Here is a 15,743-nt window from a genome sequence, read left to right as displayed (position 1 = left end):
TTAAAAAATACTCACGATGGTGAGCGCTAGATGAAAAAAGTATATTACTTAAAAACGTGTAGTACCTGTTTAAGAATTTTAAAAGAGCTTAACCTACCAACAGACTTTATTTTACAAGACATTAAAACTGAAGAAATTACTGTAAAGCAACTAGAAGAAATGAAGAAACTTTCAGGTTCTTTTGAAGCTCTTTTTAGTAAACGAGCAAAGCTTTATAAAGAAATGGATTTAAAAAACCAGATACTTAAAAAAGCAGATTACAAACAATATATTCTAGAACATTATACCTTTTTGAGTCGTCCAGTAATTTTATTTAACAATCATATTTTTATAGGAAATTCTAAAAAAACAATAGAACAAGCCAAACAAGTGATTCATGGATAAAACCAGAATTTTTGCATTAATAGGCGTGTTTTTAGTTCAAGTTATTTATGGCTTTACGTTTACGTTTGCAAACAATGTAATAGATGAAGGGTTTATAAGACCTTTTGGGTTTATCTTTCTAAGGGTTCTAGGAGCAGCTATTTTATTCTGGATACTAAGTATTTTTACTCCAAAGCAAAAAGTTGATCCTAAAGATTACATCACATTTTTTTTAGCATCCATTTTTGGAATAGCCTTAAATATGCTTACTTTCTTTAAAGGCTTAGAATTTACAACACCTATACATGCATCGGTAATTATGACTGTTGTGCCAATTGTTGTACTTGTTCTTTCAGCATTCTTCTTAAAAGAAAGAATTACAGGTTTAAAAATTATTGGAATACTTCTTGGTTTTTCTGGAGCAATAGTTTTATCTGTTTATGGTAAATCTTCACATGTTGCAGACAATATTCCATTTGGAAATTTATTAGTTTTTATTAATGCTGTATCTTATAGTATATATCTTATAATTATAAAAAAACTAACTAATAAATACCATCCTTTTACTTTTATTAAGTGGCTGTTTTTGTTCGGATTCATAATAGTTTTACCTTTTGGATATGGAGAGTTTTCTCAAATTGTATGGTCTTCATTTACACCTTATATCCTGTTTTCTGTAATATTTGTTGTTGTTGGAGCTACTTTTTTTACATACCTATTAAACCCAATTGCTTTAAGACATTTAAAAGCTTCAACAGTAAGCACATTTTTATATATTCAGCCTGTAATTGCAAGTATTTTTGCTTTATTAATGGGAAGCGACACCATGAATATGATTAAGATAATTGCAGCTTCATTAATTTTTACAGGTGTTTATTTAGTAACTAAAAGACCAAAATTAAGCAGTTAAATGAACAGGTTTTTTTCCGAAAACTCTGGTATCTGCTTTTGTAAGTATTTTAAAAGTGTTTGTTTTAGGAAAGTTGTCTTGAAGCTTAAATAGTTTTTTTGGTAATCCAGTTAATTTTCTTGTTGTAAAGTCTATCCAAGCTCCAAGCATTTCGCAATGTGCTATGTTTTCGCCTTTATGGTTATAAAAGTTATGGTCGAATTTAAAAAACATGCCATCCTCACTTAAGCCAGATGCTTCTAAACTAACGGTTATTGGTTGCCCTAAAAAAGCTTCTTTAAAATAATACATATGCTCGTAAAAAACCACTGGACTTAAATTGTACTCTTCTATGGTTTTCATATCCAACCCTTTTTCAATAAAGAAAGCCATTCTGGTATGACTCATAAAATTAGTATAAGCACTATTCGCTAAATGTCTATTTGCATCCACATCACTCCATCTAATTTCAAACTGTTTTGTGTACATATTTATTTTTTTATAGCACAAAACTACATAATCTTATTATGCATGAATAATAAAATTAGTGTTTTCTAAGCTCTTAGTTTTACCTACCTTTGTACAACTATAAAATAAGTTTATGATACACTCCATGACAGGTTATGGCAAATCAGTTTTACAATTGCCAACCAAAAAAATCACGATTGAAATAAAATCTCTTAATAGTAAGAATCTGGATTTAAATGCCAGAATGCCTTCAATCTATAGAGAAAAGGAATTGAGTTTAAGAAAACTTATTGGTAGCAGTTTAGAACGTGGGAAAATAGATTTTTCAATTTATGTTGAAATGACTGGAGAAGAAACCACAACACAATTAAATAAAAGCGTTGTTAAACAATACATCAAACAGCTAAAAGAGGTTGTAGATGGAGACGAAACAGAACTTTTAAAAATGGCAGTTCGTTTTCCAGATGCATTAAATACAGAACGTGATGATATTGATGAAGATGAATGGCATACTATTTTAAATGAAGTTAAAGTGGCCTTGAAAAACATTGACACCTATAGATTAGACGAAGGAAAAGCATTAGAAGCAGATTTTAGAATCAGGTTAAAAAATATTGAAGATTTACTGGAACAAGTTATTGCTATGGATCCAGAACGTATTGAAGGCGTTAGAGAGCGTTTACGTAAAGGAGTTGAAGAGCTTAAGGAAAAGGTTGACGAAAACAGATTTGAACAAGAATTAATGTTTTACATTGAAAAATTCGATATCACTGAAGAAAAAGTACGACTAAAAAATCATTTAGATTATTTTAATGCTGCATTAAGTTCTGATGATTCTAATGGAAAAAAATTAGGATTTATAGGACAAGAAATGGGTAGAGAAATAAATACTATTGGCTCTAAAAGTAATTATGCACCAATGCAAAAGCTTGTTGTGCAAATGAAAGACGAATTAGAAAAGATTAAGGAACAATTATTGAATGTACTTTAGATTAAAATTTAAAGCACTTAATTCAAAATTAAAAAAATATTAGTGACAAATAACAATTTAAACAAAGGCAAACTTATTGTATTTTCTGCTCCTTCAGGATCTGGAAAAACAACAATTGTTAGACACCTTTTAAAACAAGAAAAATTAAATTTAGAATTCTCAATTTCTGCAACTTCTAGAGAAAAACGAGGCGAGGAGATAGATGCTAAAGACTATTATTTTTTAACAGCTTCAGAATTTAAAAGCAAAATAAAAAACGATGAATTTCTGGAATGGGAAGAAGTTTATCGCGATAATTTTTATGGTACTTTAAAAACAGAAGTAGAACGTATTTGGGCAAAAGGCAAACATGTTATTTTTGATATTGATGTATCTGGAGGTTTGCGAATTAAAAGAAAATACCCCAAAGAGACACTTGCAATTTTTGTAAAACCACCAAGTATCGACGAGCTTAAAATAAGATTAAAAAAACGCAAAACAGAAAGTGCAGATAAAATTAATATGCGTATTGCAAAAGCATCTGCTGAGCTTGCAACAGCTCCTTTATTTGATGTGATTATTGAAAACGATAATCTAGAAAAAGCTCTTACGGAAGCTGAATCTTTAGTTGGTAATTTTGTTGAAGAGAAACAATAAATTATGAAAGTAGGACTTTATTTTGGCTCTTTTAATCCTATTCATATTGGGCATCTAGTTATTGCTAATCACATGGTGGAACATAGCGATTTAGATAAAGTCTGGTTTGTTGTAACACCTCATAATCCGTTTAAAAAGAAAAGCTCTTTACTTGATAACTACCAACGTTTAGAAATGGTTTATAGAGCGACTAAAGATTATGATACTTTAAGTCCAAGCGATATTGAATTTAATTTACCACAACCAAATTATACCATAAACACGCTTGTTTATTTAGAAGAAAAATTTCCAGATTACGAGTTTTGTTTAATTATGGGAGAAGACAATTTAAAGAGTTTTCATAAGTGGAAAAACTATGAATTGATTTTAAAAAATCATGATATTTATGTCTATCCACGCTTGTCTGAAGGAAAAGTAGAAACTCAATTTGATGCACATAAAAAAATACATCATGTAAATGCTCCAATCATGGAGTTGTCTTCAACATTTATTAGGAATTCTATAAAAGAAGAAAAAAACGTGAAACCTATGTTGCCAGAACATGTCTGGGAATATCTGGATGAAATGAATTTTTATAAATAAAAAAGAAGTTATCTAAAAAGTAAATTATTCGTCAAACTGAACTTATTTCAGTTTCTCATAAATCTTGAATATTATCAAGTTAAGATTCTGAAATAAATTCAGAATGACGGTATTCAATCTTTTTAGATAACTTCTTTAATTTTATCAAGTTTTAATGTTTAATCTAAAGCAGGAATACGTAATACCTGACCTGGATAAATTAAATCTGGGTTTTTAAGCATAGGCTTATTAGCTTCAAAAATAACAGGATATTTCATAGCATTTCCATAATAATTTTTTGCTATTTTTCCTAAGGTATCTCCACTAACAACTGTATGAAATTGTGCTTCTGGCTCAGGATTTTCAACTGTCATTTGGTCATCTACAGTAGCAATTCCGTTAGAGTTACCTACTACTAAAACTACTTTTTCTTTTGTAGCTTGGTCGAAAGCAGCTCCTGTAATAGTTGCTTTATCGTCACTAATATGTACGTTTAAGTTTTCAACTTCTAATCCTAAATCGCTAATAGTTTCTTCTAATTTTTTGGCAGCAGCCTCTTCAGACTTTAACTTAGCAGCCATTGCATCTGCAGCTTTTTCTGCAGCTTCTTCTGCAGTTGTTTTACCAATTCCAAAAACTTTTGCTCCTGCATCTTTAATAAATGAAAATAATCCCATAGTTCTCTGTGTTTTAAATGTTTTAATTAATTATTGTAAAGTTTAAAAAAATCTTTTTTAAATCCTATTTAAAGAAGCAATAAACATACCAAAAAAAGAAACTGTTCGAATTTTACTTCAAACAGTTTCCTTACCAATTAACTAACTTAACTAACCAATCTTTATTTAATCTCTAGAGCTTTCTCTAGGGTTTTCTTTTTTCTCAAATTTTTGCTTTCTCATTTTAGGTTTTTCTTGTATTTGTTTCCCTTCAGCATTTCTCATGAATTGAATGTAACCTCTTCCTGTAAATTCGTAAGTTGTGCCAGACGAAGGATGAAACAATTCTATCCTTGCATCATTAATAACGTGTAAATCAAAAAATTCATTGCCATAAGAATCATAATTTAAGGTTAAAGTTTTCGAATACATATTACTTGTATTTCCTACGTAATAAACTCCAGTATAATCCCAATATATATTTTCTGGATTGCTAATATTATAATCTTGAGAGCTTCTAAATTCCGAGTCATTTCCACCAGCTAAAAACTGTAAATAGTTTTCATTATCAAACTCATTAATATCACCTTCTAGACTTGTATATGTTTTTTCCCAAGCTTCATATTCCTGTAAGAAATAATGGATGTTATCGTAAAACACATAATCGTAATCGAAATTTGAACGTTGATAGCCTCTTAAAAAATACGACGTATCGTTATATGGATTATACAATTCTATGGTATTGCTATTAATTTGATATACATCGAAAGTTTCAAAACCATCAATAACATGATACACATCCAAAATAGTTCCATAAGCATCATAAGTTCCAACTGGAATTCCAAATCCGTTTCCTTGACTACCAAAACCAACTAAATTATTATTAGCATATAGAGTACCATTTCTAAAAGAAATTGTAAAAGCCATTTGTAAAAAAGGCGTTTGTCCATATCCAATAGTTTCGTTAATATCTACATACCATAACTCATAAGAGCTTAATAATTGATTTAAGGATATGGATGGAGGAGGTGTAGGATTATTATGATTAACGTGTAAATCTTCTGTATAACACGAAGTAAATAGTGTTGCTATAATTGCAAATCCGAAAAGTAATTTTACCGTTTTCATAAGCGTCGTTTTTTTAGTTACTACTTTAACGAATTCAAAACACGTGCCAAAGATTTTGATGCTTTCCTTTTAAACATCATAAAAGAGTCAAATTTTATGTATTTTTGATTTTTAATATTTCAATAAAAAACATGGAAAAGCCATTAAAATATGCCGTTTTTGGTTCAGGAAGTTGGGCAACTGCAATAGTAAAAATGTTATGCGAAAATTTAGATGAGGTTGGTTGGTATATGCGAAGTACTTACACTAAAGAACATTTAATTAAAGAACAGCACAACCCAAGTTATTTAAGTTCAGTCGAATTTAAAATTGAACAGCTTAAGTTAAGTAACGACATTAACGAAATGGCAGACTATGCAGATATGCTCATTTTTGTTATTCCGTCTGCTTTTATGCACTCTGAATTAGAAAAACTAACAACAGATGTTTCCAACAAAATTATTGTGTCTGCTGTAAAAGGAATTATTCCAGAATCAGGACTACTTGTTGGCGAACATTTTCATGATATTTATAAAATTCCATTTAAAAACATTGCAGTTATTGCTGGCCCTTGTCATGCTGAAGAAGTAGCACTAGAACGATTATCTTATTTAACTATTTCTTGTGCAGATGCCAATAAAGCTCAAGAAATTGCCGATAAATTATCTAGTAATTATATTAAAACCAAAATTAGTGACGATGTTATTGGTACAGAGTATGCAGTCATGTTGAAGAACATTTATGCCATAGCAGCAGGAATAGCTCATGGTTTAGGTTATGGAGATAATTTTCAAAGTGTGTTAATGAGTAATGCCATACGTGAAATGAAACGTTTTATAAAGAAAACTCATAAAATGAAACGTAATATCAATAACTCAGCTTATTTGGGCGATTTATTAGTAACAGGTTATTCTGTGTTTTCAAGAAACCGTATGTTTGGAAACATGATAGGTAAAGGCTATACAGTTAAATCTGCACAAATGGAAATGAGCATGATTGCTGAGGGTTATTATGCCACTAAAAGTGCTTATTTAATAAATGAGAAGAATAAAAAGAAAACACGTTTGCCAATAATAGATGCTGTTTACGATATTTTATATCAAGGCAAAGACCCTAAAATAACTTTTAAAAAGTTGACTGATAAGTTAGACTAACCAACTTGACTCAATCAAAAGAATAGACGAACATTGTTTCTATCTGTTTACAAGTAAGCACATTGTAATTAAGTCAATAAATCGGATTCATATACTAACGTAAACGAAACTATTTTACCAAAACCCCTTTAGCTTTCATTAAAGGTATTGGTTGTAGCGCCTTTAAATTAATCGTGTTTTTTCTAAACAAGAAGGTTTTATCATACATGGTGTTTCCTTCAAAAAAAGTCACTTTAAACGTGTTGTTTAAAGCAAATAGATCTTCTTGCATGAGCTCTATTTTTGCGTAACTTTTTTTAGGAAGTACATCGAGTTTTTTTCGAAATATTGAGGTGGTCTTTTCTTCAGAATAGCCACTGGTTACTATAAGTACCATCTCTAAATCAACATCCTTATCGTTAATTATATAGGCATTCCAATCCTGGGTTTTATAGATGTCATTGTATTCGTTTACAACTGCTACGTAAACGTTTTCTACTTTTGGAATGATGATGTCTTTTTTCATAAGCAACTATTTATTTCCAACCTCCACCAAGGGCTTTGTATAAATTAACTACAGAAAGCAATTGTTCTAATTTGGTATCAATACTATTTAATTCGGCAGCTAATTCATTTTGTCTAACGGTTAGTAAATCTAAATAAGTAGCATAGCCATTATTTAATAATTCTTCAGAGTTAGCTTCAGCACGTCTTAAAGCTTCTACCTCATTTCTTCTGTAAATAAATTTTTCTGTTTCGGCATCATATGTATAAAGTGCTTCCGAAACTTCTTTTCCAGCTTCTAACAAGGTTCTTTTAAAATTTAAAAGCGCTTGTTCTTGCTGAGCTTTAGAGACTTCGTGTTGTGTTCTTACTTTTCTTTGATTAAAAATAGGTTGTGTTAAACCACCAACTAAATTAGCGAATAAAGAGTTGGCATTAAACCAATTTTGAAACTCTAAACTTTGAAATCCTCCAGATGCACTTAAGGTTAAAGATGGATAGAAATTTGTTAAAGCCACGTTTGTTAATTCAAACGATTGAATAAAATTGTATTCGGCAGCCATAACATCTGGTCTGTTTCTTAATAACAAATATGGCACACCAAGTTTCATGTCTGTTGTAATTTCTTGAGTTTCTAAAACACCTCTTTCGTAATTTTGAGGCTGCTTTGCCAATAAAATACTAAGTGTGTTTTCGGCTCTAAAAATCTCTCTTTCAATATCTATTTGAATGGCTCTTGCATTATTGTATTGCGCAATATTTTGATCTACTGCAACCTGTGTCTCCTGTCCAGCATCTTTAAGAGCTTGAATAGTAGCGACACTATTTTCTCTGGTTTCAACTGTTTGCTTCGTAATTTTTAATTGCGCATCTAAGGCTAACAATCTGTAATAGGTTGTTGCAATACTTTCAATAAGTTTGGTTTTAACAGCTTGATGTGCAGCCACACTTTTTAAGTAACTAGCTTGAAATGCTCTTTTATTACTTCGAATTTTACCCCAAATATCTGCTTCCCAAGAAAGGTTTGCTACCATTTCATATTGCTCTAAAGAACCATTGAAAAAACTACCAAACTGACTGTTTTTAGACAGTTCTTGATGCGTAACTGTTGCTCCACCATTTAATGTTGGTAAATAACCAGCGTTGCCTTGTTTCATATAAGCTTCTCCAGCAATAATTTGTTGTAAAGCAATTCTAATATCAATATTGTTCTCTAAGCCTTCTTCAATATATTGCACTAAATAAGGATCTGTAAAAACTTCTTTCCAGGACACATCTGCCATAGACAAACTGTCTGTTGGCAAATTATCTGTTCTGTAAAGATTTTCGGTTTCATCTTTTAAATCTGGTCGTTCATAATCTTTAGAAACAATACAACTCTGTAAAGTAAACACCGTAAATACAAGAATACCTCCTCTAAAAAATAAACGTTTATTTAAAACTGTTTTCATAATAATTTATTCTTGATGTTTCTGATTAACGGCTTCTGGAACTCCAGTGACTTTTTCTTGTAACCATTGAAAAACAACAAACAAGACTGGAATAACAAACACTCCTATAACGGTTCCAACTAATAAACCACCAACAGCACCTGTACCAATAGAATTGTTTCCAGCTGCACCAACTCCTCTAGCAATTACTAATGGTGTTAATCCTAAAATAAAGGCAAAAGAAGTCATTAAAATTGGACGTAAACGTACTTTTGCTCCATCTATGGCAGCTTCAACTAAAGACAAGCCATGATGTCGTCTTTGTACAGCAAACTCTACAATTAATATAGCATTCTTGGCCAAAAGACCAATAAGCATGATTAAAGCAATTTGGAAATAAATATTATTTTCCAAACCTGTAAAATAGGTTGTAGCATAAGCTCCAGCTACACCAATTGGTAATGAGAAAATAATAGAAAGTGGTAATAGATAACTTTCGTATTGTGCAGACAGTAAGAAATACACAAATAGGATGCTAATTAAAAATATAATTGTTGATTGTCCTGCTGAAGCAATTTCTTCACGAGTAATTCCTGAATAAGCTACTTGATAGCCTTCTGGTAAATTAGTTTCAGCTAATTGATTGATGGTTTTAATAGCATCTCCAGAACTAAATCCAGGAGTTGCTGCACCATTTACAGTAACCGCATTAAATAAATTGAATCTGTTTACAGTTTGTGGTCCATATACACGATTGAAAGAAACGTATTGCGAAATAGGTGTCATTTCGCCACTTGGTGTTTTAACCATCATGCTGTTTAAGCTAGCTTCGTCTGTTCTATCTTCTGGTAAGGTTTGAATAAACACACGGAATTGTTTTCCAAATCGGCTAAAATCGGCTACATAATTCCCTCCAATATAACCTTGCAAAGCAGATAAAATAGCACTTGTTGAAATTCCAGCTTCTTTAGCTCTTTCTACATTGATGTTTAATTCCAACTGTGGAAAATTAGTACTAAAGGAATTGGAAGCATAAGCAATTTCAGGTTGCTGGCTCAAGAGCTTCACAAAATCGGTTGCAGTAGCATCCAGTTCTGCTAATGGTCTGGCATTTCTATCTAATAAACGCATTTCAAAACCATCTGCACTACCAAAACCAGGAACACTTGGAGGTGTGAAAAAGATAATTTTAGCATCTGGAATCATGGCTGCTTTTTGAAACAATTGCCCAATAATACCATTGACAGATTCTGCTTCAGTTTCTCTATCGTCCCATGAATCAAGTATTATAAAGCCCATTGCATTAGAACTTCCTTCACCAGAGAAAAAGTTTCTACCACTAATAAATGAAGCTCCTTTAATTCCTTCAATGTCTTTAATCATTTCGTATAAGTTATTATTAACTTGAAAGGACCGATCTTGTGAAGCTCCAGGTGGTAATTCGGCATTCATAAAAATAACACCTCTATCTTCTGAAGGCACAAATCCGGTTGGAATGACTTTATTGGCTGCAATAATTCCAAAAACGCTTACGCCTAAAATGGCAAACGTAATCCATTTGTGCTTTATTAAAAAACCTAAAGATTTGGTGTACTTTTCTGTTGTTGCATTAAACGCTGTGTTAAATGCTGCATAAAAACGTTGTAATAACGATTTCTTTTTATGCTCTTGCTCGTTATGTGGTTTTAAGAAAATAGCACATAATGCTGGTGTTAAGGTTAAAGCGTTTAATGCTGAAATAAAAATGGCAATCATTAAAGTAACTCCAAACTGCTCGTAAAACACACCTGAAGGTCCTTTGATAAATGTGATAGGTATAAATACTGCCATCATAACTAAAGTAATGGATACAATAGCTCCACTAATTTCACTCATGGCAGAAATGGATGCTTTTTTAGCATCTTTATAACCACCTTCTAATTTGGCATGTACGGCTTCTACAACCACAATAGCATCATCAACAACAATACCAATAGCGAGAATTAATGCGAATAGCGTTAGTAAGTTGATAGAGTAACCCAGCACATTTAAGAAAAAGAAAGTACCAATAATAGATACTGGAACTGCAATAGCTGGAATAAGCGTGGATTTAAAATCTTGTAGAAAGATAAAGACAACAATAAATACCAGTAAAAAAGCTTCTAATAAGGTATGTAATACTTTTTCTATGGAGGCTGTTAAGAATTTATTAGTATCGTAATTTACCAAATAATCTATGCCTTCTGGGAAATCTTTTTTAAGTTCATCTAACTTGATATAAATATTTTCAATAATTTCTTGTGCATTAGAACCTGGTGTTTGAAAAACCCCAAAGTTGACAGCTGGATTTCCTTTTGTTCTGGAAACCGAAGAATAAGAAAAAGCATCCAACTCGACTGTTGCAACATCTTTAACACGCAAAAATTGACCATCGCCTAGGGCTTTGATTACGATATCTTCATAATCTTTGGCCTCTTTGTAACGTCCTTTATATTTAATAACATACTCGAAAGCTTCACCACTATTTTGACCTAAAGAACCAGCAGCTGCTTCCAAACTTTGTTCGTTGATAGCTTTTGTAACATCTCTTGGCTCAATTTTATATGCTGCCATTTTATCTGGATCTAACCAAATACGCATGGAATAATCTTTAGCACCAAAAACATTGACTGCTCCAACACCATTGATACGTTGTATTTCTGGTTTAATGTTGATGTTTAAATAGTTTTGTATAAAGGTATCATCATACTCAGGGTTTGTGGAAAAAATGGCTGTATAGAGTAAGGCAGAATTTTGTTGCTTTTGTGTAACAACACCTGCACGAATTACTTCTGAAGGTAACAGTGCATTTGCTCTTGCTACTCTGTTTTGTACGTTTACTGCTGCAATATCTGCATCATAACCTTGTTCAAAAAACACTTGAATGGAAGCACTTCCAGAGTTACTAGCTGTTGAGGTAATATAAGTCATTCCTTCAACACCATTAATCTGCTCTTCAATAGGAACAATAACACTTTCCAAAATAGTTTCAGCATTAGCTCCTGGATAGAAAGCGTTCACTTGTACTGTTGGTGGTGCAATATCTGGATATTGTGTTATTGGTAATTGTGTGAGTCCTAAAACACCTAGAATAACAATGATTATAGATATAACTGTAGATAATACAGGTCTTTCAATAAATTTTTGTAACATAATAAGATTTATTTAAAAATGGTCTCAAAAGAATTTACAATACTATCCATTGATTTTTCAATTGGCTTAATCTTGCTTCCTGGACCCACTTTATTAAGTCCTTTTGCTAAAATAGTTTCACCAACTTCTATCCCTTCACTTATAATATATAAGCGATTAGCTTCTTTTAAAATAGTGATAGGTTTATCTATTAAAGAATCACCTATAACTTTATAAACAAAAACCTTTCCTTGTCTTTCAAATGTTGATTCAGCAGGAATAACCAACACATCTTCAAAAGTTCTAGGGACTAAAATAGTTCCACTACTTCCATTTCTAAGCAAGCCTTTTTCATTTTCAAATTTTGCTCTAAATGTGATAGTTCCAGTTTGAGTATTAATATCTCCAGTAATTGTTTCAATTTTCCCAGATTTTTCAAATAGTTTCCCGTTTGCTAAGCGTAATTTAACTTCAGGGAATTTTTCTATTTTTTCTTCAGCTGTTTCTCCTTTAGCTTCTTCCATAAACGTAATAAACTCTTTCTCATTCATTGAAAAATAAGCATAAACTTCATGAATAGAAGACACATTTGTTAAAGGTTGTTGATCTTGAGCACTTACTAAAGCCCCTTTTCTATGATTAATAGAACCTACAACACCATCTACGGGACTTTTTACATTTGCGTAATTAATATTTGCTGCGATACTATTATAAGCACTTTGGGCTTGAAGTAGTTTGGCATTTGCTGTTTCTAGTTGTACATTACTAATAATGTTTTTTTCTACTAAGGGTTTTAATTTATCTACTTCAACTTGAGCAGCATTCACATTTGCTTTTGCAGCATTGGCATCTTGGCTTAAAGATTGTGTTTCCAACCTAAATAAAGATTGCCCTTGCTTAACAACCTGTCCTTCTGAAACTAATACTTCTTTGATGTATCCAGATACTTTTGGGCGTACCTGACTATTCACTTTCCCTTCAATACTTGCTGGAAAATTTTTATGAGTTGTAACATCTTTTTTAACAACTTTAACTACTGGATATGGTAATACTGGAGGAGCTTTTTGTTCCGGTTTATTTTTCCCACAGCTTAAAACAAGGAAACTCACAGTTAGTATTAAAATGGAGTATAAATTATTCTTTTTCATTTTTGAAGGTATTTAAAGATCGAAATGGTTGCCTGTTATTTTTGTTCTTAATTTTTCTATGGAAGCTGATGCTTCATCTATAAAATTGATAAAATCGCTATGAAAGTTTAAATCGAATTTTTCTTCTTCATTATCGATTTTTTGCAGATTTATAATTTCCTTATAATTCTTAATTTCTATGTGTAACTCGCGTTCTTCTTGCCATTCAGTTATCATTTTATTTATATTCTGAATGATGGCGTCCTTATTAATTACAAAATATTTTTTGCGATCTCCTGTTTTAGTGAAATACACAATTTTTTTTAAATCTAGTAAATGATTAAGGTGGGTAGAAATAGTACTTTTACTGGCACTAAGGTTGGTTACCATGTCTTCAAAAGTAACTCCCTTTTTACCCGTTAGAATAATGTAAGATAGCATACGAGAGGCAACAGGTGCTAACTGTTCTTTGTTTTCAAAATGCACGCCTAATTTTTCTACTAAGCGCATTTTTTCTATACATATATTTTTTTTCATTAGTAAATGTTAGAATACAGTTTGATTATCCTGAAATTTCTATGCAAATATATAAGTATAGTTCGGTTTTAGCCGAACTAAACGAAGTTAAAAGAGTGTTAAATAAAAAAGTCAATGGAATTCCATTGACTTGTATATATAATATTGAGACTTTTTATTATAATGCTGATTTGAACTGCTCTAAAAAACGCACATCGTTTTCACTAAATAAGCGTATATCGTTAATTTGATGCAACAACATTGCTATTCTGTCTATACCAACACCAAAAGCAAACCCTGAATATTCTTTTGGATCAATATTGCAATTTTCTAATACGTTAGGATCTACCATACCACAGCCACCAATCTCTAACCAACCAGTTCCTTTAGTAATTCTGTAATCGGATTCTGTTTCAAGTCCCCAAAACACATCAATTTCTGCACTAGGTTCTGTAAACGGGAAATAAGATGGACGTAATCTAATTTTAGATTTCCCAAACATTTCTGTAGTGAAGTATTGTAAGGTTTGTTTTAAATCTGCAAAGCTTACATCTTTATCAATGTATAATCCTTCTACTTGATGAAAAAAACAATGAGAACGAGCCGAAATAGCTTCGTTTCTATAAACTCTTCCTGGAGAAATAGTTCTGATAGGAGGTTTGTTGTTTTCCATATAACGTACTTGAACCGAACTGGTATGTGTACGCAATAAAATATCTGGATTTGTTTGAATAAAAAACGTGTCTTGCATATCTCTAGCAGGATGATATTCCGGCAAGTTTAATGCTGTAAAGTTGTGCCAATCGTCTTCAATTTCTGGACCTTCGCTTACATTAAAACCTATTCTAGAAAAGATATCGATAATTTGATTTTTAACAACAGATATAGGATGACGAGCACCAATATCTATAGGTTCTCCTGGACGAGATAAATCGCCATAAATCCCTTTTACTTCTTCTTTACTCTCGAGGTCTTCTTTTAAAGCATTTACTTTGTCTTCAGCCGTTTTTTTAAGGGCATTAATAACCTGACCAAATTCTTTTTTCTGGTCGTTTGCTACATTTTTAAATTCTTTAAAATAGTCGTTAAGCAACCCTTTTTTACCTAAATATTTTATACGGAAAGCTTCAATCTCTTCTTTAGATTGAGATTGGAAAGCCTCTGCTTCGGCTATTAATTCTTTTATCTTATCTATCATGATATGGTTGAAAATGAGGGCAAATTTAAGAAAACTTACTCTATATACTTTGCTTCAACAAAATAATTTACAATAGCCTCTTTCATTAAAACGCTTTGTTCTCCAGCTTTTAAAGTTGGTAACTGTTCTTTTACTTTATAATGTGGCCATTTTTCTTCATCAAAAAAATCAAACTCATAATATCCATAAGGCTCTAAGAGTCTGCAAATGGCTATGTGCATGAGATCTAATTTATGGTCTTTTTTAAAAGTTCTATCAAACTGACCTAATTCTTGAACGCCAATTAGGTAAATAATAGCGTCTAAATCTAATTGGTCTCCATCTGCAAATTGATTGGATAGTTTGTTTACAATCAAATCCCATCGTTGTTTTAATTCCTCGTCTCTTGACATAATAATTTTAAAGTTGCAAAGTTAATTTATATTTGTTTAAAATCTATAATTATGAATGTTTTAGATATTGTTTTGGTAGCCCTATTACTTTTTGGCTCTATAAAGGGTTTTTTAAAAGGGTTTTTTGTTGAAATTGCATCATTGATTGCTTTAATTGCAGGTATTTATGGTGCTATTCATTTTAGTAATTATGCCTCAGAATTTTTATTAGATCATGTAGAATGGAGCGAAAAAACAGTTAACATAACTGCATTTGCAATAACGTTTATTATTATAGTGTTAGCCATTTCTTTAGCAGGAAAGGCATTAACTAAATTAGCAGATTTTGCAGCTTTAGGCTTATTTAATAAAATACTAGGGGCTGTTTTTGGTGCTTTAAAAATTGGATTAATTTTAAGTATTGTCTTAATTATTTTTGATAAAATGAATAAAACCATTCTTTTTGTTGATGAAGATAATATAGAAAACTCAACTCTCTATAATCCAGTAAAATCTTTAGCACCTATGATTTTTCCTAGTATAATAAATAATGTTACTGAGGAAGGCAAAGAACAAGAAACAACCAAAGAAGAAATATAAAAAAAGCCACTATTAAAGTGGCTTTTTTTGATATAGTTTAGAA

The 15,743-nt window shown here is 31.4% G+C and carries 17 protein-coding genes; 7 read left to right on the top strand and 10 right to left on the bottom strand.

Annotated features, from left to right (window positions below; all coding sequences use genetic code 11):
• Positions 1 to 30: 30 nt before the first annotated feature.
• Positions 31 to 384: an arsenate reductase family protein gene (locus tag LX78_RS00835; RefSeq protein WP_109680746.1), complete on the top strand. Its 354-nt coding sequence runs from the start codon at positions 31 to 33 to the stop codon at positions 382 to 384.
• Positions 377 to 1,273: a DMT family transporter gene (locus LX78_RS00830; RefSeq protein WP_109680745.1), complete on the top strand. Its 897-nt coding sequence runs from the start codon at positions 377 to 379 to the stop codon at positions 1,271 to 1,273. The genes LX78_RS00835 and LX78_RS00830 overlap by 8 nt, the downstream gene beginning before the upstream one ends.
• Here LX78_RS00830 and LX78_RS00825 read toward each other — a convergent pair.
• Entirely contained in the window at positions 1,262 to 1,741 is a 480-nt protein-coding gene (locus LX78_RS00825) for an acyl-CoA thioesterase (protein WP_109680744.1), read from the bottom strand. The two genes, LX78_RS00830 and LX78_RS00825, sit on opposite strands and share 12 nt — an antisense overlap.
• Positions 1,742 to 1,853: 112 nt before the next feature.
• Here LX78_RS00825 and LX78_RS00820 point away from each other — a divergent pair, with 112 nt between their 5' ends.
• Genes LX78_RS00820 through nadD form a run of 3 tightly spaced genes read left to right on the top strand, consistent with a single transcriptional unit; the run spans position 1,854 to position 3,929 of the window.
• Complete coding sequence (locus LX78_RS00820; protein WP_109680743.1) at positions 1,854 to 2,711, top strand: YicC/YloC family endoribonuclease; 858 nt, start codon at positions 1,854 to 1,856, stop codon at positions 2,709 to 2,711.
• Between the two features lie 42 nt (positions 2,712 to 2,753).
• Positions 2,754 to 3,347 carry a guanylate kinase gene (gene gmk, locus LX78_RS00815; protein ID WP_109680742.1) on the top strand — a complete coding sequence of 198 codons (594 nt, stop codon included), beginning with the start codon at positions 2,754 to 2,756 and terminating at the stop codon, positions 3,345 to 3,347.
• A 3-nt stretch (positions 3,348 to 3,350) separates the two neighbouring features.
• Positions 3,351 to 3,929: a nicotinate (nicotinamide) nucleotide adenylyltransferase gene (gene nadD, locus LX78_RS00810; RefSeq protein WP_109680741.1), complete on the top strand. Its 579-nt coding sequence runs from the start codon at positions 3,351 to 3,353 to the stop codon at positions 3,927 to 3,929.
• Positions 3,930 to 4,087: 158 nt separating this feature from the next.
• On the opposite strand, the gene lysM is transcribed toward nadD, so the two are convergent.
• Positions 4,088 to 4,585 carry a peptidoglycan-binding protein LysM gene (lysM, locus tag LX78_RS00805; protein WP_109680740.1) on the bottom strand — a complete coding sequence of 166 codons (498 nt, stop codon included), beginning with the start codon at positions 4,583 to 4,585 and terminating at the stop codon, positions 4,088 to 4,090.
• A gap of 165 nt (positions 4,586 to 4,750) precedes the next feature.
• Positions 4,751 to 5,692, bottom strand: coding sequence for a nicotinic acid mononucleotide adenyltransferase (locus LX78_RS00800; protein ID WP_109680739.1), 942 nt, complete (start codon positions 5,690 to 5,692; stop codon positions 4,751 to 4,753).
• 131 nt (positions 5,693 to 5,823) lie between these two features.
• On the opposite strand from LX78_RS00800, the gene LX78_RS00795 reads away from it, so the two are divergent.
• The gene (locus LX78_RS00795) at positions 5,824 to 6,825 is read left to right on the top strand and encodes an NAD(P)H-dependent glycerol-3-phosphate dehydrogenase (protein WP_109680738.1); all 1,002 of its coding nucleotides are present in this window, start codon (positions 5,824 to 5,826) and stop codon (positions 6,823 to 6,825) included.
• A gap of 109 nt (positions 6,826 to 6,934) precedes the next feature.
• Here LX78_RS00795 and LX78_RS00790 read toward each other — a convergent pair whose 3' ends face one another.
• From LX78_RS00790 to LX78_RS00760, 7 genes are all read right to left on the bottom strand, one after another.
• A complete protein-coding gene (locus LX78_RS00790; protein WP_109680737.1) occupies positions 6,935 to 7,330 on the bottom strand; it encodes a hypothetical protein in 396 nt (131 codons plus the stop codon).
• Positions 7,331 to 7,340: 10 nt separating this feature from the next.
• The gene (locus LX78_RS00785) at positions 7,341 to 8,759 is read right to left on the bottom strand and encodes an efflux transporter outer membrane subunit (RefSeq protein ID WP_109680736.1); all 1,419 of its coding nucleotides are present in this window, start codon (positions 8,757 to 8,759) and stop codon (positions 7,341 to 7,343) included.
• Between the two features lie 6 nt (positions 8,760 to 8,765).
• Positions 8,766 to 11,909 (bottom strand): efflux RND transporter permease subunit, encoded by a 3,144-nt coding sequence (locus LX78_RS00780; protein WP_109680735.1) that lies wholly within the window; start codon positions 11,907 to 11,909, stop codon positions 8,766 to 8,768.
• 8 nt (positions 11,910 to 11,917) lie between these two features.
• The gene (locus LX78_RS00775; protein ID WP_109680734.1) at positions 11,918 to 13,036 is read right to left on the bottom strand and encodes an efflux RND transporter periplasmic adaptor subunit; all 1,119 of its coding nucleotides are present in this window, start codon (positions 13,034 to 13,036) and stop codon (positions 11,918 to 11,920) included.
• A 12-nt stretch (positions 13,037 to 13,048) separates the two neighbouring features.
• The gene (locus LX78_RS00770; protein WP_109680733.1) at positions 13,049 to 13,552 is read right to left on the bottom strand and encodes a GbsR/MarR family transcriptional regulator; all 504 of its coding nucleotides are present in this window, start codon (positions 13,550 to 13,552) and stop codon (positions 13,049 to 13,051) included.
• Between the two features lie 157 nt (positions 13,553 to 13,709).
• The gene (gene pheS / locus LX78_RS00765; RefSeq protein ID WP_109680732.1) at positions 13,710 to 14,729 is read right to left on the bottom strand and encodes a phenylalanine--tRNA ligase subunit alpha; all 1,020 of its coding nucleotides are present in this window, start codon (positions 14,727 to 14,729) and stop codon (positions 13,710 to 13,712) included.
• Positions 14,730 to 14,764: 35 nt separating this feature from the next.
• Positions 14,765 to 15,121, bottom strand: coding sequence for a hypothetical protein (locus LX78_RS00760; protein WP_109680731.1), 357 nt, complete (start codon positions 15,119 to 15,121; stop codon positions 14,765 to 14,767).
• Positions 15,122 to 15,172: 51 nt separating this feature from the next.
• On the opposite strand from LX78_RS00760, the gene LX78_RS00755 reads away from it, so the two are divergent.
• Entirely contained in the window at positions 15,173 to 15,700 is a 528-nt protein-coding gene (locus LX78_RS00755) for a CvpA family protein (RefSeq protein WP_109680730.1), read from the top strand.
• The last annotated feature ends 43 nt before the right edge of the window (positions 15,701 to 15,743 follow it).

Source organism: Xanthomarina spongicola, assembly GCF_003148645.1.
GTDB lineage: Bacteria > Bacteroidota > Bacteroidia > Flavobacteriales > Flavobacteriaceae > Xanthomarina > Xanthomarina spongicola.
The sequence above is the reverse complement of the archived record's forward strand: the minus strand, read 5'-3'. Positions and strand labels throughout refer to the sequence as shown.

Coding starts and splice junctions, on each gene's coding strand:
- LX78_RS00835 (WP_109680746.1), top strand. CDS start 31: ATGAAAAAAGTATATTACTTAAAAACGTGTAGTACCTGTTTAAGAATT.
- LX78_RS00830 (WP_109680745.1), top strand. CDS start 377: ATGGATAAAACCAGAATTTTTGCATTAATAGGCGTGTTTTTAGTTCAA.
- LX78_RS00825 (WP_109680744.1), bottom strand. CDS start 1,741: ATGTACACAAAACAGTTTGAAATTAGATGGAGTGATGTGGATGCAAAT.
- LX78_RS00820 (WP_109680743.1), top strand. CDS start 1,854: ATGATACACTCCATGACAGGTTATGGCAAATCAGTTTTACAATTGCCA.
- nadD (WP_109680741.1), top strand. CDS start 3,351: ATGAAAGTAGGACTTTATTTTGGCTCTTTTAATCCTATTCATATTGGG.
- lysM (WP_109680740.1), bottom strand. CDS start 4,585: ATGGGATTATTTTCATTTATTAAAGATGCAGGAGCAAAAGTTTTTGGA.
- LX78_RS00800 (WP_109680739.1), bottom strand. CDS start 5,692: ATGAAAACGGTAAAATTACTTTTCGGATTTGCAATTATAGCAACACTA.
- LX78_RS00795 (WP_109680738.1), top strand. CDS start 5,824: ATGGAAAAGCCATTAAAATATGCCGTTTTTGGTTCAGGAAGTTGGGCA.
- LX78_RS00790 (WP_109680737.1), bottom strand. CDS start 7,330: ATGAAAAAAGACATCATCATTCCAAAAGTAGAAAACGTTTACGTAGCA.
- LX78_RS00785 (WP_109680736.1), bottom strand. CDS start 8,759: ATGAAAACAGTTTTAAATAAACGTTTATTTTTTAGAGGAGGTATTCTT.
- LX78_RS00780 (WP_109680735.1), bottom strand. CDS start 11,909: ATGTTACAAAAATTTATTGAAAGACCTGTATTATCTACAGTTATATCT.
- LX78_RS00775 (WP_109680734.1), bottom strand. CDS start 13,036: ATGAAAAAGAATAATTTATACTCCATTTTAATACTAACTGTGAGTTTC.
- LX78_RS00770 (WP_109680733.1), bottom strand. CDS start 13,552: ATGAAAAAAAATATATGTATAGAAAAAATGCGCTTAGTAGAAAAATTA.
- pheS (WP_109680732.1), bottom strand. CDS start 14,729: ATGATAGATAAGATAAAAGAATTAATAGCCGAAGCAGAGGCTTTCCAA.
- LX78_RS00760 (WP_109680731.1), bottom strand. CDS start 15,121: ATGTCAAGAGACGAGGAATTAAAACAACGATGGGATTTGATTGTAAAC.
- LX78_RS00755 (WP_109680730.1), top strand. CDS start 15,173: ATGAATGTTTTAGATATTGTTTTGGTAGCCCTATTACTTTTTGGCTCT.